The 16,960-nt window shown below is 67.7% G+C and carries 12 protein-coding genes and 2 tRNA genes; 4 read left to right on the top strand and 10 right to left on the bottom strand.

What is annotated here, in order from left to right:
• Nucleotides 1–5: 5 nt before the first annotated feature.
• Together proB and B9Y64_RS10565 are read left to right on the top strand one after the other, a co-directional pair.
• On the top strand, nucleotides 6–1,163 hold the full coding sequence (gene proB, locus B9Y64_RS10560; RefSeq protein ID WP_100440610.1) for a glutamate 5-kinase: 1,158 nt from the start codon (nucleotides 6–8) through the stop codon (nucleotides 1,161–1,163).
• Nucleotides 1,160–2,431, top strand: coding sequence for a glutamate-5-semialdehyde dehydrogenase (locus B9Y64_RS10565; protein WP_100440611.1), 1,272 nt, complete (start codon nucleotides 1,160–1,162; stop codon nucleotides 2,429–2,431). The genes proB and B9Y64_RS10565 overlap by 4 nt, the downstream gene beginning before the upstream one ends.
• 143 nt (nucleotides 2,432–2,574) lie before the next feature.
• Here B9Y64_RS10565 and pgaD read toward each other — a convergent pair whose 3' ends face one another.
• From pgaD to B9Y64_RS10615, 10 genes are all read right to left on the bottom strand, one after another.
• Nucleotides 2,575–3,045: a poly-beta-1,6-N-acetyl-D-glucosamine biosynthesis protein PgaD gene (gene pgaD, locus B9Y64_RS10570; RefSeq protein ID WP_100440612.1), complete on the bottom strand. Its 471-nt coding sequence runs from the start codon at nucleotides 3,043–3,045 to the stop codon at nucleotides 2,575–2,577.
• Entirely contained in the window at nucleotides 3,042–4,298 is a 1,257-nt protein-coding gene (gene pgaC / locus B9Y64_RS10575; RefSeq protein WP_100440613.1) for a poly-beta-1,6-N-acetyl-D-glucosamine synthase, read from the bottom strand. Before pgaC ends, pgaD begins: the two co-directional genes overlap by 4 nt.
• Before the next feature lies 1 nt (nucleotide 4,299).
• Nucleotides 4,300–6,186, bottom strand: coding sequence for a poly-beta-1,6-N-acetyl-D-glucosamine N-deacetylase PgaB (gene pgaB, locus B9Y64_RS10580; RefSeq protein WP_100440614.1), 1,887 nt, complete (start codon nucleotides 6,184–6,186; stop codon nucleotides 4,300–4,302).
• A 1-nt stretch (nucleotide 6,187) separates the two neighbouring features.
• Nucleotides 6,188–8,215, bottom strand: a complete 2,028-nt coding sequence (pgaA, locus tag B9Y64_RS10585) for a poly-beta-1,6 N-acetyl-D-glucosamine export porin PgaA (protein WP_100440615.1) — start codon at nucleotides 8,213–8,215, stop codon at nucleotides 6,188–6,190.
• 342 nt (nucleotides 8,216–8,557) lie between these two features.
• The gene (locus B9Y64_RS10590) at nucleotides 8,558–9,763 is read right to left on the bottom strand and encodes a CynX/NimT family MFS transporter (protein WP_100440616.1); all 1,206 of its coding nucleotides are present in this window, start codon (nucleotides 9,761–9,763) and stop codon (nucleotides 8,558–8,560) included.
• Nucleotides 9,764–9,985: 222 nt separating this feature from the next.
• Nucleotides 9,986–10,062, bottom strand: a tRNA-Pro gene (locus B9Y64_RS10595).
• 140 nt (nucleotides 10,063–10,202) lie between these two features.
• A tRNA-Pro gene (locus B9Y64_RS10600) sits at nucleotides 10,203–10,279 on the bottom strand.
• Nucleotides 10,280–10,334: 55 nt separating this feature from the next.
• Complete coding sequence (cydX, locus tag B9Y64_RS10605; RefSeq protein WP_008268311.1) at nucleotides 10,335–10,451, bottom strand: cytochrome bd-I oxidase subunit CydX; 117 nt, start codon at nucleotides 10,449–10,451, stop codon at nucleotides 10,335–10,337.
• 58 nt (nucleotides 10,452–10,509) lie between these two features.
• Nucleotides 10,510–11,661, bottom strand: a complete 1,152-nt coding sequence (gene cydB / locus B9Y64_RS10610; protein WP_100440617.1) for a cytochrome d ubiquinol oxidase subunit II — start codon at nucleotides 11,659–11,661, stop codon at nucleotides 10,510–10,512.
• A gap of 15 nt (nucleotides 11,662–11,676) precedes the next feature.
• The gene (locus B9Y64_RS10615) at nucleotides 11,677–13,266 is read right to left on the bottom strand and encodes a cytochrome ubiquinol oxidase subunit I (RefSeq protein ID WP_100440618.1); all 1,590 of its coding nucleotides are present in this window, start codon (nucleotides 13,264–13,266) and stop codon (nucleotides 11,677–11,679) included.
• A 227-nt stretch (nucleotides 13,267–13,493) separates the two neighbouring features.
• Here B9Y64_RS10615 and cydD point away from each other — a divergent pair, with 227 nt between their 5' ends.
• Together cydD and cydC are read left to right on the top strand one after the other, a co-directional pair.
• On the top strand, nucleotides 13,494–15,239 hold the full coding sequence (gene cydD / locus B9Y64_RS10620; protein WP_100440619.1) for a thiol reductant ABC exporter subunit CydD: 1,746 nt from the start codon (nucleotides 13,494–13,496) through the stop codon (nucleotides 15,237–15,239).
• A complete protein-coding gene (cydC, locus tag B9Y64_RS10625) occupies nucleotides 15,236–16,909 on the top strand; it encodes a thiol reductant ABC exporter subunit CydC (RefSeq protein ID WP_100440620.1) in 1,674 nt (557 codons plus the stop codon). The genes cydD and cydC overlap by 4 nt, the downstream gene beginning before the upstream one ends.
• Nucleotides 16,910–16,960: the final 51 nt, after the last annotated feature.

A 16,960-nucleotide genomic window follows, 5' to 3' on the forward strand; every position in this document is an offset into this window, starting at 1 on the left:
GACCGATGACCCTGCACGCCGCCCACGTCGCCTCGCCGTTCCCGGAACAGGTGCTGCCGCCGTGGCGGCGTGCGGTGCTGAAGGTCGGCAGCAGCCTGCTGGCGGCCGACGGTGGTGGCCTGTCGCCGCGCCACGCGCTGGGCCTGGCCCAGTTCGTCTCGGCCAATGTACTGGCCGGGCGCGAGGTGGTGATCGTCTCGTCTGGCGCCGTTGCTGCCGGCCGAGCGATCCTGCCGCGCGCCGATGAACCCGGTGCGGCGATGGCGGCGCGGCAGGCCCTGGCCGCGCTCGGCCAGGCGCAGCTGATCGGGCTCTGGCAGCGCTTCTTCGAGCGCCCGGTGGCGCAGGTGCTGCTGACCCATGATGACCTGCGCAACCGTCGTCGCTATCTCAATGCACGTGCCACGCTCAATGAGCTGCTGCGCCTGGGCGCGTTGCCGGTGGTCAACGAGAACGACACCGTGTCGGTGGATGAGCTCAAGCTCGGCGACAACGACAACCTGGCCGCCACCGTGGCGGCGCTGGTCGATGCCGATGCGCTGTTCATCGCCACCGACATCGATGGCCTGTACAGCGCCGACCCGCGCACCGTGGCCGATGCGCGGCCGTTGCACGACGTGCCGGAACTGAGTGACGAGGTGCTGGCGATGGCGGGCGGCGCCGGCTCGCGCGCCGGTACCGGCGGCATGCGTACCAAGCTGGAGGCTGCGGCGAAGGCGGGCCGCCTCGGCATCGAGACCTATCTGTTCAATGGCCGCAGTGGCGAGGTGGTGCGCGCGCTGGCGCAGGACCGCCTGTTCGGCACCCGCATCCATGCCGCACGCAGCCGCGAAGCAGCACGCAAGCACTGGCTGCGGCACGCGCCGCTGGCCGAGGGCGCGATCGTCATCGATGCCGGTGCGGCACAGGCGATGCGCGAGAAGGGGGCCTCGCTGCTGCCCGGTGGCATCATCGGGGCGGAGGGCGTGTTCCGCCGTGGTGACATGGTGCAGGTGTGCTGGAACGCGCCGCAGGGCCGTGTCTGCGTGGCCCGTGGCGTCAGCCAGTACGCGGCCGATGACGTGCGCCGGATCGCCGGCCACCATTCGCGCGACATCCAGGCCGTGCTCGGCTACAACTACGGCGGCAGCGTCGTCCATCGCGACGATCTGGTGCTGCCATGACCGGTTTGAAGGACATCCCGATGAGCGAAATCGAAGCGAAGGCGCGTGCCTGCCGTGATGCAGCGCAGATCGTTGCCGGCCTCGACAGCGCGGCGCGACGCACGCTGCTGCTGGCGATGGCGCAGGCACTGGAAGTGAATGCAGGGCTGATCCTGGCCGGCAATGCGCGCGACCTCGCCGCCGCGCGCGACAAGGGCGTTGGCAGTGCCATGCTCGACCGCCTGGCGCTGGACCCGGCACGCCTGTTCGCCATGGCCGAGGCCGTGCGCGAGGTGGCGGCATTGCCGGACCCGGTTGGTCAGGTGACCCGGGACGATGTGCGCCCGAACGGTATCCGCGTGCAGAAGGTCCGCGTTCCGCTGGGGGTGATCGCGATGATCTACGAGGCACGCCCGAACGTGACCGCCGAAGCGGCCGCGCTGTGCCTGAAGGCGGGCAATGGCGTGATCCTGCGCGGTGGCTCCGAGGCGATTCATTCCAACACGGCCATCGCCCTGGCGCTGGCCGGTGCCCTGCAGGCCAACGGCGTACCGCCGGCCGCGGTGACCGTGCTGACCGACCTGCGCCGCGAAGCGATGCTGGAGCTGCTGCAGCTGCATGAGCTGATCGACCTGGCGATTCCGCGGGGGGGCGAAGGCCTGATCCGTTTCGTGGCCGAGCATGCGCGGGTCCCGGTGATCAAGCACTACAAGGGCGTCTGCCACCTGTTCGTGGACGCCAGTGCCGACCTGGGCAAGGCCATCGACCTGCTGGTGGACGGCAAGTGCAGCCGGCCGGCGGCGTGCAATTCGCTGGAGACGCTGCTGGTGCACCGCGACGTGGCGGGCGCGTTCCTGCCGCGCGTGGCGCAGGCGCTCGGCGAGCGCGGCGTGCAGCTGCGCGCCGATGCGCAGGCGCAGCCGCTGCTGCCGGGCAGTACGGCGGCGACCGATGAGGACTATGCTGCCGAGTTCCTCGACCTGGTGCTGGCCGTGCGCGTGGTCGACGACCTCGATGCGGCCATCGCGCACATCCGCCGCTATACCTCCGACCATACCGAAGTGATCGCCACCGGGGATGCCGGCCATGCCGAGCGCTTCGTCAATGCGCTGCGCTCGGCGGTGGTGATGGTCAATGCCTCGTCACGCTTCTCCGATGGTGGCCAGCTGGGCCTGGGCAGCGAGATCGGCATTTCCACCACGCGCCTGCATGCGTATGGCCCGATGGGCCTGGAAGCACTCACCGTCGAACGTTTCGTGGTGCGTGGCGAAGGGCAGACCCGCAAGTAGATCCACGCCATGCGTGGATGTTCATCGCGGTAGACCCCGGTGCCGACCAAGGTCGGCAGCTACCAGGGCAAGCGCCGACCAAGGTCGGCAGCTACCAGAGCTGGCGCCGGGCAGGGGCGGCGGCTGGCGCGCCGGATATGGCCTCACACCACCTCGCGGCGGATGCCGATCGGCCGCGCATGTTCATCCATGTGCAGCGTGGCGGCCTTGCAGCCCTTCAGGCGCTCGGCCAGGCCGGTGCTGGCCCCCAGGTCCGCAGCCACTTCGTTGAGGCTGGCCAGTGGCCGCGGCAGGCGGCGCTCGCGGCCACGGAAGCGTGCGCGGTTGTACTCCGCCCAGGCGATAAGCAGCACGCTGGCGCACAGCAGCATCAAGGGCAGCGCCACCAGCACGTACGGGTCGAACTGGTTCTGCCGTTCGTACAGCTGACGCCAGGCCAGCTGGCCGCCGATCAGCCACGAGAGCAGGGTCACCAGTGGCGCCCACAGGTAGAAGTAGAAGCCCCAGAACGCCAGGGTGACGAATCCCCAGGCGGTGCGCTGGAAGCGTGGCTGGCGATGCGGCTTGCGGATCATCCGCGAGTCGAAGCGGTTGGACGGGCGTTGCGCGTTCATCGGATCCCCCGGTCAGGGCTGGTCCAGGTGGCGCGCTTGCTGCGACGGCGCAGCAGCGTCTTCGGCAGCGCCACCAGGGTGGTGGAAAGGCTGATCAGCCAGTACGCCATCGGGTACCAGATGACCCAGAAGTAGTTGCGTCCAATCTGTGTTTCGTAACGCCGGTCGATGATCAGGCTGCTGGCGAACTGCAGCAGGCAGACCATCGCCAGGATCACGCCATGCCACTCCGGTAGCAGGCTGGCGATGTGCAGCTGCGGCGGCAGCTCGATGAATTTTCCCAGCGCCCACAGCAGCACGATGAACAGCATGGTGTAGGCCCAGATCACACTCAGCACGTACTCCAGCAGCACGCCCCACATGCGCCGCTCTTTCCAGTGCAGCAGCGAGCGCGCGTGGCGCAGCATCACCTCCACGCCACCCTGGGCCCAGCGCAGGCGTTGCCGCCACAGGCCCTTGAGTGTCTCCGGCATCAGGATGAAGCACAGTGCATTGGGTTCGTAGCGGATGTCCCAGTGCGCGCGCTGCAGGCGCCAGCTGATGTCGATGTCCTCGGTCACCATGTCATCCGACCACCAGCCGACCTGGTGCAGGGCGGTACGGCGGAAACCGGCGATCACTCCGGAGATGGTGAAGATGCGCCCGTACACCCGCTGTGCACGCTTGATCATGCCGATGATCGAGGAGAACTCGGCCACCTGCAGGCGTCCGAGCAGGGTGGAGCGGTTGCGGATGCGCGGGTTGCCGGTCACCGCACCGACCCGGTTGCCGCTGACCAGGTGCCAGACCATCCAGTGCAGCGCGTGTTCCTCCAGCATTGCATCGCCATCGATGCATACCAGGTACTCCGAGCGCGCGGCCAGTGCACCCATGCGCAGCGCATTGGCCTTGCCCAGGTTGCGGTCCAGGTGCAGTACGCGCAGCCGTGGATGCTGCGCTGCCAGTGCATCCAGCCGTGCGCCGGTGTCATCGCTGCTGCCATCATCGATGGCGATCACTTCGTAGTCGGCAGGGTAGCGCTGGGCCAGCGCCGCAGTGAGCGTGTCGTCCAGGTTCTCCGCCTCGTTGTGACAGGGCACCAGCAGGCTCGCGAAAGGGGGATCGATCATCAATGGAGGATCGTTGCGCGGGCGCGAGTGGCGTTCGCGCCGGTAGTAGTAATAGAGGCCGCCCGACATCCAGAAGAACGCCATCACCATCGGGTAGTAGAAGGCGAACTGGAACAGGACCTGCAGCAGCGGATGCATGCCCATGTCACTTCTCCGGGTACGGGAAGGTGCCGGCGGACATCGCCGCGCGGGCATCGCGGGTGGAGGGCTGGTCGGCGATGAAGTCGTCCGGGTACCAGGCGAAGTGGTGCACGCCCTGCGCCTGCAGCTGGCGGATCTGTGCACGCAGGCGCTCGGCGGGAATCGGCTGCCCGTTGCGCCAATCGACGGTCTGCAGCTCGAACAGCGTGTGCTGCAGTTGCGGGTCGTGTGCGCGTACTGCGGCCAGCAGTTGATCGAGCCAGCGCTCGGGGTGCCTGCTGCCTTCCATCCAGGGCATCGCCATCAGCGCCGTCTGGTCGTAGGCCTTGTTGAACAGGTCCAGTCGCTGCGCGAACCAGGCTTCACTCTGCGGGCGCAGTACCGGCTCGGCATACAGGTTGCGCACCGTTGCCAGTTTCGGCCGCCAGCGCTGCGCGCTGTCGCGCAGGGCCAGGGTGAAGTCGATCAGGGCCTGGGTGCGTGCGCTGCCATCTTCTCCGGCCGCCAAGGCGGGCAGCTCGGTGTCGCGCAGGTAGCCGTCGTCATGGAACAGCAGGCCTTCACAGTAGGAATTGACCGCCAGGTCCTCGTAGATGTCGAGCATGATCTGCCGGGCCTTCGGATTGGTGAAATCCAACCGGTACATGCCGTCGGCATCGCCGTTGCGGATCGCCAGCGCCTTGCGCTGCACCGGGTCGGGCAGCTCGAAGCCGAGCACCGGCAACCACGCGTAGACCTTCACGCCCGCTCGGGATTTCAGCTGCCAGGCGACGCGGCTGAACAGGTCCGCCCGCATCGGCATGTGCCGGTTGGGGAAGTACAGCGCGTCGGCCGTGTTGTTGCCGTCCGGGTCGGCGAAGGCCTGCAGGTAGACATGGGTCGGTGCGATGCGCTTGACCCGCTCGACCAGCGCGTCGAGGTTGCGGGCCTGTTGTGCCGGATCCGGATCGTACACATCATCCAGGTCGACCTGCAGGGCGCGGATGCCATCGAGCGCGACATCACGGCGCAGTTCATAGGCCAGGCCCTCCACGGTCGGATTGTCGCTCACCAGCAGCCTTGCCAGCCCGTGCAGGTCGCTGGCCACCGGGGTGCTGCGGCCCTCCAGGTCGAATGAGACCGGCATGCCCAGCTGCTCGGCGATGTCGTTGCTCAACTGGTTGTAGGCCGCGTATGGCCAGACGATGGCGCGCGGGCGTACCCCGAGATGCTGTTCGATGCGCTGCACGCTGCGTGCGAGGTCGCTGCGCAGGCGCTGCTCATACTGCGCTTCGCTCTCGTAGCTGTGCGTGGCCGGGCTGTAGATGCGGGTGACCACGGCGGGCGTGGAATTGCCCTGCGGATTGGCAGGCACGCCGTGATGCAGGTCGTCGGTATGGCTGGCCACTTCGATCAGGCCGCTGTCGTGCATCTGTTTCAGCTGCGCCCAGGTAACGAAGTCATCGTGGCCGAACGGGCGGTAGCCGTAGTCAATGGTGCGGCCCGGCAGCATGTCCACGTAGTCGGTGATCACCGCTACCAGGGCCGGGTAGTGGTAGGCCTGCAGCAGCGGGAAGGCCTTGTCGTAGACGCTGCGCAGGCCATCGTCGAAGGTCAGCAGCACCGGCTTCGGAGGCAGCGTGGCACGGCCCTGCGAGGCCTCGATCAGCTGCGACAGCGATACCGGGTGGTAACCATGCGCGCCCAGCCAGTCCAGATGCGCGGCGAAGTTCTGCGTGCTCACCGCATAGGTATCGGCATCGCCCTTGGCGGCCACCTGGTCGCGGATGTCGTGGTAGCTGAGGATCAGCAGGCCGTTGTCGACCGCATCAAGATGCAGGGGCTGCTGCGCGAACGCCGGTGGCACGCAGGCCAGCAGCAGGAGCACGATCAGTCGCAGGATACGGGCCATGTCAGTCTCCCCAGCGCAATGCGGCTTCGAAGCCGATATGGCGCTCGCGATGGCCGTCGTAGACCGGCCGTGACCAGCGCACGCCGTACTCGAACACGCGGCCGGGGCCCAGCTGCCACTCGTGCATGTAGGACACCGACGGTACCACTGCGCTGCCGAAGCCCTCCTGCCAGTAGTCACCCAGCGAGACGGTCAGCCGGTGCCGGAAGTGGCGCTCGTAATGCCGCCACAGCTGCTGGTCGATGCGCAGGCCGATCTCGACCATGCGGTCGCGCTTCGGGTTGAAGTAGGGCGCATCGTCGCGGCTGCCGCGGCTGGTGTAGGCACTGGCCAGGCCATCGACCAGCCAGCGTGGGCGGGTCAGCAGGCGCTGTTCGAGGCTGGTGCTGAACAGCTCGCGATGGTTGCCATCGTCGTAGCGGAAGCGGCTGGCGCCGAACATCCAGTGGGTGAGCTCGCTGCGCCGGTAGTCCACCTGTGCGCTCACGCTGTCGGCGGTGATGCCGGCCGCGCGTGCCTGCATCGAGGCTTCCGGATCGTTGCGCGCGGCCACCACGCCGGCATGCCAGTAATCGTTGAACTGCCAGCCGACGCCGGCGCGCAGCCCGGTATCGCCGATGTGGTCGTTGGCGCGCAGCACTGCTGCTTCTGCATCCAGCTGCCCGAAGCGGTAACGCACGCCCGCGCCCAGCCACAGCGGATCGATGCGCTGGTCCTGGAAGTCGGTGGAGCGCCGGTCGGCGAGGGCGAACAACCGCCAGCGGTCGTCGAGGATCGGCGTCTCCACTTCCACGCCGTAGTGGCGATCGTTGTTGCCCAGCGGCGAGGTACCACCGCCACCGGAGCTGCGGCCGATGTCGGTCCATGCCTTCAGCTGCCAGCCGCGATGTGCGCGCCAGGCCTGGTCCATGCGTTCGACTGCCGGTTGGGTGGGGTAGCGCGCGATCAGGTCATCGTGCAGCGGCCGCGCCAGGTCGTCGCGCTGCAGGGCGACATAGGCCTCTTGCATGCCCAGCCGCGGTTCGATGTCACGCGGGTCCAGCGCGTGTGCCATCTGCTGGCGCTGCAGTGCCATGCGTGGCCAGCCGCGCATCATGTAGACGCTGCCCAGCGCACTCTGCAATCCCCCGTTGCCGGGTGCGATGTCCACCATCGATTCCAGGTCGTGCTGCGCGGTGCCCAGCTCGCCGCTGTAGGCGCGCACCATCGCCAGGTTGAGATCGGCCTCGTAGCGGGACCAGTTCGCGTACGGTGACTTGCCGTTGCTCCAGCGCCACGCCGGCTCCTTGTCGCGCCATGCCTGTAGCAGGTCGATCGCCTTTTCCTGCTGCTCGCTTTCCAGGTAGGCATAGGCCAGCTCCGAATGCGAGGCATCGCGCGTCGGGTCGCCGGCCACCGCCGCCTGCAGCACCGGAATGGCTTCCTCCGGGTGCAGGGTGCCCATCAGCGAATCGCCCACTGCGGGCAGCACGTAGTCGGGCAGGGTGTGGCCTTCGGCCTGCAGTGCCCGTGCTTCCTCGCGGACCTGTGCATGGCGGCCCAGCCGGTTGAGCAGGATCAGCCGGTCCATGCGGATCCGCAGCGGTGCCTGTGCGGCGGGGGAAGCTTCACCGCCGAGGTAGCGCTGCATGCGCGCCAGGGTCGATTCGGCCTCTTCCAGGCGGCTGTCCTCGCTGCTGCTGTAGGCCAGGCTCCAGACCACGAGCTTGGCCAGGTAGTCGCCTTCCAGCCGCTGCTTCTGGGCATCGTCGAACAGCTGCGGGCGCTGCTGGTACAGCTCCCACGCGCGCCAGGCGTTGCCGATGTCGCCCAGGGTCAGCACGCGCAGCTTGAACAGCAGGTCGTCGTTGGGTTGCTGCTGGCTCGCGCGCTCGATTGCACCCAGCGCATCCAGCCAGCGGGCTTGGTCGCGGTAGCGGCCGATCTCGGCCAGGGCCGCCTCGCGGTCGGGCGGGGCAGCGCTGCTGGCCCAGGCCAGGGCGGTGCAGGCAAGGCCGACGCAGAACGCCAGCCGACGGTGGACAACCATTGGGGACCCCCTTGGCTTCCGAACCAGACAACCTGTAAAAGTGTGACGCACATCACATGCCAGATTTTGGCGTGGCTGTGTTCTGCGTCACTCCCTTCGTGCATGCCCGCCCAATCAGGACGGATACAACCCGGACAGCGACCTGCAATGTCTGTCTGAAGCCGAAAGTCCCCCGCACACCGAGTGGTGCTCCGGGCGGCGGTGCCGCCCCCATGCCCGATGCCGGCACGCGGCAAGGATGGGCATTCACCGGCACTATCCGCCGGGAATTGTCAGTCCGGCGTCAAGACGGACGTGAAGACGGATCGGCAGTTGTCGAGGCCGGCAGGCGGCCCCGGCCGGTCACCAGAGGTCTTCCAGTTTGCGCGGCTTGCAGGCGACCCACGAGGCGCACAGCATCAGGGTGGCGCAGCCGAACAGGAAGCTGAACGGGATCGTCCAGCCGTTGCTGACGGTGTGCAGCCAGCCGACCAGGAACGGGCCCAGGCAGCTGAAGCTGTAGCCCACGCCCTGCATGAAGCCCGACAGCGCGGCCGAGCCGGTCGGGGTGCGGGTACGCAGGTTGATCAGGGTCAGTGCCAGCGGGAAGGTGGACGGGCCGACGCCGAGCAGGCAGGCCCACAGCAGCGGGGCCTTCATCGGAGCCAGCAGCAGGCCGGCGAACGCGATCACGAACGAGGAATAGCCGATCAGCACCAGCGGGAACGGGTTCTGCATGCGCACCGCCATCGATGGAATGACCAGCGACGGCAGCAACCCCAGCGCCGAGAACACCGCCACCATCACGCCGCCGAACGCCGGCGTTCCACCGGCCTCGACCACGATGCGCGGCAGCCAGGTGAACATCGAATAGGTCATCAGCGAGGTCATGCCGAACATCAGCGTCATGCTCCAGCCCAGCGACGTGTGCCAGACCTTGCCGTGCGGCTGTGCGGTGGGATCGGTGGCGTCGGCCTGCGGCTTCGGTGCGCGCTTGGCCAGCACCAGCCATGGCAACGCGGCGGCCAGTGCCAGCAGCGCCCACATGCCCAGTGACACACGCCAGCCCGCGGCGTTGGCCACCGGCACCGCCAGCAGGGCCGGCAGCATCGTGCCCAGCTGCAGCACGCTGATGTAGAGCGTGCTCATGGTGCCGACCTTGTTGGCGAAGTAGCGTTTCACCAGCGGCGGCACCACCACGTTGCCGATGCCCATGCCGGCCAGCGCCAGCACCGAGCCCAGCAGCAGCGTGCCGACGTTGCCGGCGCTGGAGCGCAGCAGCAGGCCGGCCATTGCCATCACCATCGCCAGCAGGGTGGTGCGTTCCAGGCCCAGGCGCCGCGCCAGTGCCGGGGTGGCCACGCCGAACAGTGCGAACGAGGCGGTCGGCAGCATGCCCAGCACGCCGGTCATGGTCGTGCCGAATCCGAACTGCTGGCCGAGCACGTCCAGCAGCGGAGTGATCGAGGTGACCGCAGTGCGCAGGTTGATCGCTGCCAGCAGGATTGCGGCGAAGGCCAGAACGCGGCCGTGCAGCAGCGACGGCGAATCGGTGGTGGTGGAGCTCATCGGTGGTCCTTGCAGGTGTCGCACGCCGCGAACGTGGCGTGCAGTGCCGGCATCGGGCTGCGCCGATGCGGCTGGTGGGGGAGTGGCTGCAGGTGGGCCGGCAGCGCGGCCATTGTACGTGCGTGGTCCGGCAAGGTCCCGTCATGCGGGTGCACCGGGCGCTGGGTACAAAAAAACCCGGAGGACAATGATGTCTTCCAGGCTTCTTGGTGACCACCGGAGTGGTCGGGGAGACAGGATTCGAACCTGCGACCTCTACGTCCCGAACGTAGCGCTCTACCAGACTGAGCTACACCCCGAAGGGAGCCGCCTATTCTAGCGATTCACCCCGATGGCGGCAAGGGGTAAATGCTGTTTTCTTCACACTGCCGAAGCAGTGCCACTTCAGGGAACAAAAAAGCCTGGACGACTTCACCAGGCTTCAATGCGACCACATGAGTGGTCGGGGAGACAGGATTCGAACCTGCGACCTCTACGTCCCGAACGTAGCGCTCTACCAGACTGAGCTACACCCCGAAGGAGCCGCCTAAGATACCGTGTGAAGGCCAGGGCGGCAAGGCTTTTTTACGGCTCAGTGACGATTTTCTTTCTCGATACGGTTCTGCTCGCGGGCTTCGAACCACATGCCGTTGAGGATGGCTACCGTCGATGCAAGTCCGGCACCGAGAATCCAGGCGAAATACCACATGATCAGTCTCCTTCATTCCGGGTAGGTGCCGACCGTTGGTCGGCACACTGGCAAGCAATCAGTAAGCGTTCGGGTTGTTGCCCATCTCTTCGGTGGTGGTCTTGCCCTTCAGCACGCGGTACACCCAGGTGGTGTAGGCGATGATGATCGGCAGGAACACCGCCGTGGCCAGCAGCATGATCCACAGCGTCAGGTGGCTGGACGAGGCGTCCCACACGGTCAGGCTGGAGGTGGGCTGGCTCGAGGACGGCAGCAGGAACGGGAAGATGGCGAAGCCGACGGTCAGGATGATGCCGGCGATGGCCGCACCGGAGGCGATGAAGGCCAGGCCGCCGCGGCGGGCACGCAGCAGCACCGCACTGGCCAGCAGGCCGGCCAGGCCCAGCAGCGGGGCCAGGATCGTGGCCGGCATCGCGCTGTAGTTGCGCATCCAGCCACCGGCGGCGCCGAGTTCGGCGGTCTTCAGCAGCGGATTGGTGGCGCCATCGGTGACCACCTGCGAGGTGATCTGGTAGCCCGGCAGGCCGAAGGCCACCCAGGCACCGCCCACCGCGAACAGCACGAAGGCGATGATCGCGGCGATGCTGCCGAAGCGGGCTGCACGTTCGGCCACCGGGCCGTCGGTCTTCAGCACCAGCATGGCGGCACCGTGGGCGACCAGCATCGACACGCTGAGCAGGCCGGCCAGCAGCGCGAAGGGCATCAGCAGGCCGAAGAACGAGCCGGTGTAGAAGATGCGCATGCTGTCATCGAAGTGGAACGGCACGCCCAGCACCACGTTGCCCACCGCCACGCCCATGATCAGCGCCGGGATGAAGCCGCCGATGAACAGCGCCCAGTCCCAGGTGTTGCGCCAGCGTTCGCTGGGCATCTTGCTGCGGAACTTGAAGCCGACCGGACGCAGGATCAGGGCGAACAGGATCACGAACATCGCCAGGTAGAACCCGGAGAAGCTGACCGCATACAGCGGCGGCCAGGCGGCGAAGATCGCACCGCCACCGAGCACCAGCCACACCTGGTTGCCTTCCCATACCGGGCCGATGGTGTTGATCACCAGGCGGCGTTCGGCGTCGTTGCGGGCAACGAAGGGCAGCAGGGTGCCCACGCCCAGGTCGAAACCATCCATCACGGCAAAGCCGATCAGCAGGATGCCGAGCAGCAGCCACCAGATCACGCGCAGCGTGGTGTAGTCCAGAAGAATGAAATCCATCGTGGTTCTCCTGCCTCAGGCCTGGCCGGCGGCCGGCGCCGAGGCATTGTGGGAAGCATGCGGCTGGGGCGACTGCAGCGACGGCAGCACCTCGTCCGGACCCTTGCGGATCGCCTTGAGCATCAGCTTGATCTCGACCACGATCAGCGCGGTGTAGATCGCGGTGAAACCTGCCAGGGTCAGCACGATCTCATGCAGGGCCAGGCCCGATGCCGCATAGAAGGTCGGCAGCACGCCATCAACCGCCCACGGCTGGCGACCGTACTCGGCCACGAACCAGCCGCACTCGATCGCGATCCACGGTGCCGGCAGCGTCCACAGGGCCACCTTGAGGAACCAGCGCTTGTCCTGGAAGTTGTTGCGGCACGAGTAGTAGAAGGCCAGGGCGAAGAAGGCGATCAGGTAGAAGCCGAGGCCGGCCATCACGCGGAAGGTCCAGAACAGCGGCATCACGCGCGGCACGGTGTCCATCGCCGCCTGCGAGATTTCCTGCGGGGTGGCGTTGAGGATGTCATCGCGGTAGCGCTTGAGCAGCAGGCCGTGGCCCAGATCCTGCCAGTGGCGGTCGAACATCTCACGCGCTTCCAGGTCGTTCTTGTTGGCGCGCAGGCGTTCCAGTGCACCGTAGGCCAGCTGGCCACCGCGCACGCGGTGCTCGGCACGCTCGACCAGTTCCAGGATGCCCGGAATCGGCTGGTTCAACGAACGGGTGGCGATCAGGCCCATCAGGTACGGGATCTTCACCGCGTAGTCGTTCTGGTGGGTCTGCTGGTTCGGGATGCCGAAGGCGGTGAAGTCGGCCGGCGCACGCTCGGTCTCCCACATCGCTTCGATCGCGGCCAGCTTCATCTTCTGGTGTTCGCTGGCGGCGTAACCACTCTCGTCACCCAGGACCACCACCGACAGCGACGACAGCAGGCCGAAGGCCGCGGCCACCGCGAACGAACGACGGGCCAGGTCCTTGTGCTTGTTGCGCAGCAGGAACAGGGCGCTGATCGCCATCACGAACACCGCACCGGTCACGTAGCCGGCGCTGACGGTATGCACGAACTTGGCCTGGGCCACCGGGTTGAACACCACCGCCATGAAGTCGACGACCTCCATGCGCATGGTTTCCGGATTGAAAACCGCACCGGTCGGGTTCTGCATCCAGCCGTTGGCGATCAGGATCCAGATCGCCGACAGGTTGGTGCCGAGTGCCATCAGCCAGGTCACCATCAGGTGCTTGACCTTGCTCAGGCGGTTCCAGCCGAAGAAGAACAGGCCGACGAAGGTGGCTTCCAGGAAGAACGCCATCAGGCCTTCGATGGCCAGCGGCGCACCGAAGATGTCACCCACGTAGTGGCTGTAGTAGGACCAGTTCATGCCGAACTGGAACTCCATGACGATGCCGGTGGCGACGCCCATGGCGAAGTTGATGCCGAACAGGACGCCCCAGAACAGGGTCATCCTGCGCCAGATCTCCTTGCCGGTCATCACGTACACGCTCTCCATGATGGCCACCATGAAGGACAGGCCGAGGGTGAGCGGTACGAATAGGAAGTGGTACATCGCGGTCAGCGCGAATTGCAGCCGCGACAGTTCTACGACTGTCTGATCAATCATGGCCTGGCTACCTCGTTGGATAGTGCCGTTGCAGGTGGCGGGAAGGGTGGTCTACGACGTGAATGATGTGACCGACTACTTCAAACAGCCTTGATCCAGATCAATGTATGAACAGGTGTGCGAAGGGATCGTATGCGAACCTGATGAAGACTGCGACCGCTGGCCGCAGGGGTGGGCTGTTGCCTGCGCCTACAATGCCGTGTCGCCCCCGTTGCCCGTGAAGACCCTTGAGCGCTGCCGAAACGACCCCTGACGGCCTTTCCCCGGATGCTGAAGCCGCCCGCCAGCGGCGTGCCCGCTCGGCCTGGCTGGCAGACCTGGCACGCCCTGCTCGAGGCCGCCAGCGCCTGGCGGCGCTGTGCATCAGCCTGTCCGGTGCCTTGCTGATCGGCCAGGCCGCGGCCATTGCCTGGCTGGTGCAGCAGGTGCTGGTGCAGCGCGCACCGCTGGCCTCGGGGCTGCCGGTGCTGGGCGGGCTGGCGGCAATCCTGGTGCTGCGCACGCTGCTGGGCAGCGCCACCCAGGCCGCAGCCGGTGATGTGGCCGATGCCGCGCGGTTGGCCCTGCGTGAACGCGTGTTTGCGCGCCTGCTTGGCCATGGACCGTTGTGGCTGCGCCAGCGCCGCACCGGCGAGCTGGGCGAACTGATGCTGCATCACGGCGACGCGATCGAGAGCTATTACAGCGGCTTCCTGCCGGTGCGCACCGAAGTGGTGGTGGTGCCGCTGCTGATCCTGGCCGCGGTGGCCTGGGTCGACTGGGTGGTGGCGCTGATCCTGCTGTTCACCGCACCGCTGGTGCCGTTCTTCATGATGCTGGTGGGCTGGGGCGCCGAAGCCGCTGGCCGTGCCCAGCTGGGCGAGCTGGCGCGGATGAGCGGCCACTTCGCCGACCGCATCAAGGGCCTGGGCCTGCTGCGCCTGTATGGCCGCGGCGAAGCCGAGCTGGAGGGGATCGAGGCGGCCGCCGAAGGCGTGCGCGTGCGGACGCTGAAAGTGCTGCGCATCGCCTTCCTGTCGTCCACGGTGCTGGAATTCTTCGCCTCGGTAAGCGTGGCGATGGTGGCCTTGTACCTGGGCCTGAGCTACCTCGGCATGATGTCGCTGCATGCAGTGGTGCCGACGCTGGGCGCGGGCCTGTTCTGCCTGCTGCTGGCGCCGGAATTCTATGCGCCGCTGCGCCGCCTGGCTGCGCACTACCACGACCGCGCCAATGCGCTGGCTGCCGCGGCCGAAGTGGAACGGCTGCTGCAGTCGCTGCCCGACGAGCAGGGCCTGATTGAAAACGAGATCGCGCCGCTGGCGGCGGAGCCGGCCGAGGCCGCGCTGCCGCCGCTGCAGGCGCAGGGGCTGGCGCTGCGCCCGCTGGGTGCGACGGAGGACGTGCTGCAGGATCTGGACATGCTGCTCGAACCGGGCCAGCGGCTGGCCCTGGTCGGCCCCAGCGGATCGGGCAAGAGCACGCTGCTGGAAGCACTGGCCGGGTGGCTGCCGCCGCGCGCCGGCAGGCTGCAGCTGCGCCGTGGCGTGCAGGTGGCCTATGCCAGCCAGCGGCCGTACCTGTTCCATGGCAGCATCGCCGACAACCTGCGGCTGGCCGATCCGGGTGCCAGCGATGCGCGCCTGCGAGCGGTGGCCGAGGCCGCGCAGGTGCTGCAGTTCGCGCAGCGCCTGCCGCAGGGGCTGGACACGATGATCGGCGAGCGCGGCTTCGGCCTGTCAGGTGGCGAAGCACGCCGCATCGGCCTGGCCCGGCTGCTGCTGCGCGATCCGCAGGTGCTGCTGCTGGATGAGCCCACCGCCTTCCTCGATGCCGATACCGAAGCGGCCCTGCTGCGCAGCCTTGCCGCGTATGCGCGTGGCCGCAGCGTGGTGGTCGCCACCCACAGCCCGGCAGTGATCGCCTGGGCCGACCGTTGCCTGCTGCTGCCGGAAGGCCGCCTGGTCGAGCCGGCGCAGGCGGTGCGCGCATGAGCCGTTCGCCCGATTCGCTGCGCACGGTGTTCCTGCGCCATCGGCCGCGCCTGCTGCTGACGATGCTGCTGCTGTGGACCACCATGCTGGCCGGCACTGCGCTGCTGGGCCTGTCCGGTGGTTTCCTCACCGCTGCTGCATTGGCCGGTGCGGCCGGCCTCGGCCAGGGCTTCAATTTCTTCTCGCCCTCGGCCGGTATCCGCGGGCTGACCATGGCGCGCATCGTGTCGCGTTACTTCGAAAAGCTGGTCGGCCACGATGCCACCCTGCGCATCGCGCGCGATCTGCGCGTGTGGTTCTTCCGCCGTGCACTGCCGTTGGCACCAGCACGGCTGGGCGCGACGCGCACCGGCGACCTGCTGGCGCGCCTGCTCGGTGACATCGGCGAAGTGGATGGCCTGCTGGTGCGCGCGATCGGGCCGCTGGTGGCACTGGGCGCGCTGTCGCTGGTGGCGGTGGCATCGGCGGCACTGATCCTGCCGTCGGCGGCGCTGCTGCTGGCGGTACTTGCACTGCTGATCGCCTTTGGCGTGCCGTGGCTGGGTGTGCGTGGCCACGATGATGAAGAGGCCGATCGCGCCGCGCACCGTGCCGCGCTGCGCACTGCCGCATTCGAAGGGCTGGAGGGCGCGGGCGATCTGGCCGCGCTGCATGCCGATGCGGCCTGGCAGTTGAAGGTGCGCGTGGCGGCCAAGCAGCTGGCCGCGCGGGACCGCCGTCGGCGTTGGCGCCTGATCGCGGCCTCGACCCTGCATGGCGTGATCGCGGGGCTGGGGCTGGTGGCGATGCTGGCGTTGGCGCTGCACGCGGCCGAACAGCAGCGCATCGCGCCGGAAATGGCGGCGGGCCTGGTGTTCCTCACCGTTGCGCTGATCGAGCTGTGGGCCGGCATGGGCCTGGCCTGGCAATCGCTGCAGTCCGGGCGTATCGCCGCTGATCGGTTGCAGGCCATCGTCGAGCAGCCGCCGACGGTGGAGGATCCGCAGGCACCGCAGGCGGTGCCGCAGGCCGCGCGGGTGCACTGGGATGACGTGCATTTCCAGTGGCCCGGTGCAGTGCGGCCGGTGCTGTCCGGGCTGCAGCTGACCCTGGCGCCGGGGGAGCGCATCGCGATTCGCGGCGACAGCGGCAGTGGCAAGACCACGCTGTCCAGCCTGCTGCTGCGGCTGTGGGACCCGCAACAGGGGCGGCTGACCTATGGCGGCCGTGATCTGCGCGACTTCGCCCAGGCTGACTGGCACCAGCAGCTGGCCTGGTTGCCACAGAACGCGCCGGTGTTTGCCGGCAGCGTGGCCGGGAACCTGCGGCTGGGCGATCCCGAAGCCAGCGACGCCGCGTTGTGGGCGGTGCTGCGCCGCGTGCGACTGGGCGAATGGGCCGAGCGCAACGGTGGCCTGCAGGCCTGGGTGGGCGAGAACGGTGCGACGATGTCGGCCGGCCAGGCGCGGCGGCTGGCGCTGGCCCGTGCGCTGCTGCGCAATGCACCGATCCTGCTGCTGGACGAACCGACCGAAGGCCTCGACGTGGATACCGCACGCGGGCTGTTGCAGGACCTTTCCGGGTTGCTGGACGGGCGCAGCCTGCTGATGATCACCCACGACGACCTGCCCGAAGGTGTGGTCGATGCGCAGTACCGGTTGCGCGATGGCGCCCTGGTCCGCGAACTTTGACCGATGCACATCCGCGCGTGGCGTGGATCTACTGTAGAGCCGAGCCCATGC

The sequence above is a fragment of the Stenotrophomonas maltophilia genome (assembly GCF_002799245.1).
GTDB classification, from domain to species: domain Bacteria; phylum Pseudomonadota; class Gammaproteobacteria; order Xanthomonadales; family Xanthomonadaceae; genus Stenotrophomonas; species Stenotrophomonas maltophilia_S.